The sequence below is a fragment of the Nocardia sp. NPDC057440 genome (genome assembly GCF_042802915.1).
GTDB lineage: Bacteria > Actinomycetota > Actinomycetes > Mycobacteriales > Mycobacteriaceae > Nocardia.
The window spans coordinates 164,689-170,732 of sequence record NZ_JBHVDF010000004.1 but is presented as its reverse complement, the minus strand read 5'-3'; the positions used below and the strand labels follow the sequence as shown (position 1 = coordinate 170,732).

The following is a 6,044-nucleotide window of genomic DNA, read 5'->3' as shown; positions in this document are numbered from 1 at the left end:
CACACATTTTGGGGCGGGTTTTTATTTGTTTTAAACACCTACCTACACCACCCCCCCCCCCCCACCACCCCCGCCCCCTGGGCGGCCCCCGCCCGCCCCCCCCCTCGGCTCTCGTCTGTTACACCATGCGGAACGGCACGGCCGGGGCGCAGAGATGTCCTCTTGTCCGGCATTACGTAGTTCCGTAATTTTGGGGCGTGGGTCTAGAGGAACGGGTTGCGGAGCTGGAGCGACGGCTCAGCGCGTTGGAGGCAGACGGTAGTCGGCGCGCGGACGCATCGCCGGAGAAGTGGGCGGTGCAACGGCTGCAGGAAGATTTCTCCGACGCCGACGAGCCCAACGGTGGGGTGCTGTTCGCCGGGTCGGTGCGACTACCGACCGATGAGCATTACGGGTGGCAGGCACGTTTCACCACCGGTGAGATCATCGAGGACGACTGGTCCGAGGCAGCCGAATGTCTGGCCGCCCTCGGCAGTCCGGTACGACTGCGGCTGCTGCGCGAGGTGATGGGTGGTCGCAGGACCGCGGCCGAACTCGTCGGTCTCGAAGGCGTCGGAACCTCCGCTCAGGTGTATCACCACCTGCGGCAGTTGGCCGCCGTCGGTTGGTTGCACACCGCAGGCCGTGGGCGTTTCGAAGTGCCGGAGGGCCGGGTCGTACCGCTGCTGGTCGCGCTGGCCAGCGCGCGGCGCTGACGCGGTCGGCGAGGTCCGCGGCCGAATCGCTTACGGGATAAGAGAAGTCGCGGCGGACAACACCCCCGCGCTCTCCTGCCTGACATCACACATCAGACATCGGACCGCGCTGGGCGGTTGCCGATGCGGATCGCGGACCACACGCCAGTCGGCGCCAACGGCCGCTAGCAGCCGAACAGCACGCCCGCATTGTCGTTCGGGGTCGCCACCTGCTCCTTCAGACACCCGAACGGGATGACGCCCGCATCACTCATCTGCACGCCCGAGCCCGCCCCTGGGTTCACACAGGTGAGGCCGCTGGAGTCCATGCGACAGGTGAAGTCGCGAATGGACAGCGCACTGCCGTAGGGCAATTCGGGGCCGCGCCCCTGCACGAACGGACCCGGATCGCCACGGAATGCGCCGACGGTCAGCTTGCCGCCGGTGTAGCGGATCCAGCCGCCCTTCCAGTTGCCCATGCCGTCATGGGGTTTGGCCGGCGGATTCTTCAACTCGACGAGGCATATGACGCCCCGATCACCGTGCTCGTAATCGGTGATGCAACTGATCTTCCCCGAGGGACTGGTGAAGGCGCGGTCGCTCTTCAGGTCGGTAACCGCGCCGCCGTCCAGGCGTGCGGTGCGGTACCCCACCGGATCGGCCTTATTACCCGCCCGGGTCCACGACTCCACATCCGCCACCGACGCGCCGCTGGTAGGAGCCGACCGCGTCGACGATACCGACGGCCCGACCGACGCGACGCCGGTCGAGCTCGGGACGGCAGCCGACCGATGATCCGTTTCCGCAGCACAACCGGCCGTTAGCAGAACGATGGCCGTGACGGCCGCGATACGCATGCCCCGAACCTTAACGGCCCGCCGCGGGACAGCGGGATAGACGCAGTGACCCACCCCACCGCTGGACGGTCGACTGGCGGTTTATCGACATTATGCGATCCGTCACACTGCCGCTGATACGGTGAGCTGGCATACACGCCCGTTCGATATCGCTAGGTCGAGGGTCGACGCGAGTTCTTGGTAGAGGTGGTTCGGCGATGAAGTTGGCGCATGCCGTGGAAACAATCAAGGCGCTGGGAGTGCTGCGGGCCCGCGGAGTCAGCGATCCGCGCAGGCCGGGCGAGGCACTGCGGACGATGAAAGAGTCCCAGATATATGGCCCGCAGGCGACATTGATACGGCACTCCGCGCGCATCGCGCCGAATGCGCCCGGGCTGGTGGACGAGCGCGGCGAGCTGAGCTACCGCGAACTCGACGAGCAGTCGACCGCCATCGCGCGCGGGCTGCGGCCCGCCGGCCTGACCGAGGGCTCGGTGATCGGCGTGCTCGCTCGCGACCATCGCGGCCTGATCCTCGCCATGGCCGCCGCGGGCAAGCTCGGCGTTCGGGTCGCACTGATGAACACCGGTTTCGCCAAGCCGCAGTTCGCCGAGGTCTGCGAACGCGAGAAGGTCAAGGCGGTGCTGCACGACAGCGAGTTCCTCGGCCTGCTCGACGCGCTGCCCGCAGACCTGCCGCGCTACCTCACCTGGGTCGATGAAGGCACCACGCTGCCGGACGGCGCACAGACGCTCGACGATCTCATCGCCGCCAACTCGACCGAACCGCTGCCCGCGCCGAGCAAGCCCGGCGGTTTCGTCATCCTCACCAGCGGCACCACCGGCCTGCCGAAGGGCGCACCGCGCAGCAAGGTGACCCCACTGGCCACCGCCCAGATGGTCGATCGAATCCCGTTCCCGGTCAGGGGAACCCAGGTCATCGTGTCGCCGATCTTCCACAGCACCGGCCTCGGCACCTATCTGGTCGCCTCGGCGATGACCAACAAAGTCGTGGTGCGCCGCCGGTTCGACGCCGAGGCGACACTGAAGATGATCGCCGACCACAAGGCCGAAATGCTGGTGGCGGTGCCGACCATGCTGCACCGGATGACCGAGCTGCCCCCCGAGATCCGCGCCAAGTACGACACGTCCTCGCTGAAGTGCATCCTGTTAGCGGGCTCGGCGCTCTCGCCGGAGCTGTGCGTCAAGGCCACACAGGTATTCGGGCCCGTTCTCTACAACCTGTACGGCTCGACCGAATGCGCGGTCGCCACCGTCGCCAACCCGGAGGATCTGGCGCTCGCGCCCGGCACGGTCGGCCGGGCGCCGATCACCTGCGAGGTGCGGCTCTACGACGACAACGACAAGCAGGTCACCGGGATCAACGAGACCGCGCGCATCTTCATCCGCAGCGGCGCGCCTTTCGAGGGTTACACCGATGGTCGTCACAAGCAGATCATCGATGGCTACATGTCCAGCGGCGACGTCGGCCATTTCGACGAGCACGGGCTGCTGATGGTCGACGGCCGTGATGACGACATGATCGTCTCCGGCGGCGAGAACGTTTTCCCGCAGGAGGTCGAGAACCTGCTGCTGGAGCGTCCCGATGTTTTCGATGCCGCAGTTGTCGGCGTCGACGATGTCGAGTTCGGTAAGCGGTTGCGTGCCTTCATCGTTCCGGAACCCGGTCAAACGCCGGACGGCGAGGAGATCAAGTCCTATGTGAGGAACAATCTCGCCAGGTACAAGGTGCCGCGCGAAGTGGTCTTCCTCGACGATCTGCCGCGCAACCCCACCGGCAAGCTGCTGCGCCGCGTGCTCGTCGAGTACGAGGTACAGGCCTGAGCATTCGGGCGTCCGCGACCGCGCCGTCGTGTCAGTGCTGGGAAGGCTGTTACGCCGCAACCTGACCGGCACTGCTTCGAATAGAGGGCGTGAGCTGGCCGAATACTCGGATTGAGATACGTGCCACAGCAAGTCACAGTTGCTTGCTATTGTTAGCGGCAGCACTGGATCTCGAAGTTGCGGTCCACACCACCCCCGGTCCCGGTGGGCGGACCGCGGAAGGCGTTGTCGAATGTCACTATCCCTGCCCGCGTTGAATGGCTCCGTCCGAAAGGCGGGCGATTTCGCCCAGGGCGTGAATGTCATGGTCAAGCGGCACCTGTTCAATCCGCTCCGGCCCGATCACGCGGCGCGATCAGCGTTCAATGTGCTCAAGTTCGGCCCGTTCGCCGGTGTCGTGATGCACGCGGCCCAGACCCGGCCGGACGCGGCCGCCATCGTCGACGAACGTGGCGAGATGACCTTCGGTCAGCTGAACGAGCAGTCGAGCGCATTGGCGCGCGGCCTGGAGTCGCAGGGCATCGAGCCCGGCGACGTCGTCGCGTTGCTGGCGCGCGACCATCGCGGCATGGTGCTGAGCCTGCTCGCAGCGGGCAAGCTCGGCGTCCGCACGGTCCTGATGAACACCGGCTTCGCGAAACCGCAGTTCGCCGACGTCTCCCAGCGCGAGAACGTCAAAGCGGTGCTGCACGACAGCGAATTCCTCGACCTGATGAGCGCCATCCCCGCCGAGATCCCCCGGTTGCTCACCTGGGTCGACGAGAAGGACAACGCCGATCCGTCGATCCCCACTATCGAAGCCCTGATCGAGGGTCGCTCCACCGAACCGCTGCCCGCCCCCGCCAAACCGGGCGGCATGGTCATCCTGACCAGTGGCACCACCGGCACCCCGAAGGGCGCGCCGCGCGACCGGGTGAGCCCATTCGCCTCGGCCCAGTTCGTCGACCGGGTGCCGCTGCCCAACAACGGCACCATGATCATGGCGGCGCCGATCTTCCATGGCACCGGGCTCTCGCAGTTCACCATCGGCCTGGCCCTCGGCAATCGGGTGATCTTCCAGCAGCGCCGGTTCGACCCGGAGAAGACGCTCGCGAATATCGAGCAATACCGGGCGGATTCGCTGGTCGTGGTACCGACCATGTTGCAGCGCATCCTCGATCTCGGTGACGACGTGCTGGTGAAGTACGACCCGAGCACCATCAAGGTGATCTTCGCGGCGGGTTCGGCGATCGCTCCGGATGTCGTCACCCGTACGCTCGACTACTTCGGCGACAGCCTCTACAACCTCTACGGCTCCACCGAATGCGCCGTCATGACGGTGGCGACGCCAGAAGATCTGCGTAAAGCTCCGACCACCGCGGGCAAGGCGCCGGTCGGCATCCGCATCGTGCTGCTCGACGAGAACCGCAAGCCGATCACCGAGCCGAACGTCACCGGCACCATCTTCGTGGACAACGGCTTCGCCTTCACCGGCTACACCGACGGACGCACCAAGGAGATCGTGGACGGCATGATGTCCAGCGGCGACGTCGGGCACTTCGACGCCGACGGCCTGCTCTACATCGATGGTCGTGACGACGACATGATCGTCTCCGGCGGCGAGAACGTCTTCCCGCTCGAGGTCGAGAACCTCATCGCGGGCCGCGAGGATATCTTCGAGGCCGCCGTGGTCGGTGTCGACGACCGAGTGTTCGGAAAGCGGTTGCGCGCGTTCGTGGTTCCCGGTCCGGAATCGAAGCGCGACGCCCAGGAAATCAAGGACTTCGTCAAGGCGAACCTGGCCCGCTACAAGGTGCCGCGCGAGGTGATCTTCCTCGACGAGTTGCCCCGCAACGCCACCGGCAAGCTGCTGCGCAAGCCGCTCATCGAGATGGTGGTCGACGGCGGGTAGGTGACCACTGCCCATGGGCCTCGGCTGATTTCCCGCACCTGAACCGTTCCTGGTTCGGTGTGCGGGAAATCCGGTAGGCACAATTATTTCCAGATGGAAGCTGCGGATGCCGTGGGATTTCGGGTGTCGACTATCTCGAGATTCGGCACGTTACCTGTCAGTTATCATCAGCGGGTGAGTATCGAGTCCGGCCGCGCTGTTGCGGGGAAACGCAGTGCTGTCGCGCGGTTGCGCGGCGCTGCGGCCGGATCGATCTCAGGGACCGTTTCGGTTGCGGCACACGGGTGGGCATCCGGCGGCATGACACCGAACAGCACCATGCTGGCGCTGCTGGCCGCCACCTCCGCGGTGATCGGCGCGCTGGTGGCCGGGCTCCCGCTGCTGCGTGACACCTCGACCGGTCTTGTCGCCGCACTCGTCGCAGGTCAACTGCTCGGCCACCTCACCATGGGCTGGAGTTCCGGGCATATGCATCACGGCGATGCGCAACTCACCCCCGCCATGTTCACCGCCCATGCCATCGCCGCCGCGCTGGCCGCCGTCGTGATCCGCGGCGCCGAGGCCGCCTATCTGATCGGCTGCGCCGTCCTGGCGCGCGTACTGCCGATGCGCTACCACCCACCCGCGATCGCCGGTCCCGCACAGCTGCGCGACACCCATCGCGACCGTGTCATTCTGCGGGTCTTCGCCGCCGAATCGCGGCGGCCCCGCGGTCCCCCACTCGTGGTTCATCTCTGACCAATTCCTTCACCCGGTGCACGAGCCGCGGTGCTCGTGCGTCGCCGCGGCCGCCTCGGCA

Annotated in this window: 5 protein-coding genes; 4 read left to right on the top strand and 1 reads right to left on the bottom strand. The window is 66.3% G+C overall.

Annotated features, from left to right (window positions below; translation table 11 throughout):
• Window positions 1–197: 197 nt before the first annotated feature.
• Entirely contained in the window at window positions 198–695 is a 498-nt protein-coding gene (locus ACFU4Z_RS09790) for an ArsR/SmtB family transcription factor (RefSeq protein ID WP_379061054.1), read from the top strand.
• A 164-nt stretch (window positions 696–859) separates the two neighbouring features.
• Here ACFU4Z_RS09790 and ACFU4Z_RS09785 read toward each other — a convergent pair whose 3' ends face one another.
• Complete coding sequence (locus ACFU4Z_RS09785; protein ID WP_379061053.1) at window positions 860–1,366, bottom strand: hypothetical protein; 507 nt, start codon at window positions 1,364–1,366, stop codon at window positions 860–862.
• Between the two features lie 362 nt (window positions 1,367–1,728).
• Here ACFU4Z_RS09785 and ACFU4Z_RS09780 point away from each other — a divergent pair, with 362 nt between their 5' ends.
• The 3 genes from ACFU4Z_RS09780 (at window position 1,729) to ACFU4Z_RS09770 (ending at window position 5,983) form a co-directional block, all read left to right on the top strand.
• On the top strand, window positions 1,729–3,354 hold the full coding sequence (locus ACFU4Z_RS09780) for an acyl-CoA synthetase (RefSeq protein WP_379061052.1): 1,626 nt from the start codon (window positions 1,729–1,731) through the stop codon (window positions 3,352–3,354).
• 232 nt (window positions 3,355–3,586) lie between these two features.
• Window positions 3,587–5,245: an acyl-CoA synthetase gene (locus ACFU4Z_RS09775; RefSeq protein WP_379061051.1), complete on the top strand. Its 1,659-nt coding sequence runs from the start codon at window positions 3,587–3,589 to the stop codon at window positions 5,243–5,245.
• A 174-nt stretch (window positions 5,246–5,419) separates the two neighbouring features.
• Window positions 5,420–5,983: a hypothetical protein gene (locus ACFU4Z_RS09770; RefSeq protein ID WP_379061050.1), complete on the top strand. Its 564-nt coding sequence runs from the start codon at window positions 5,420–5,422 to the stop codon at window positions 5,981–5,983.
• Window positions 5,984–6,044 lie beyond the last annotated feature (61 nt).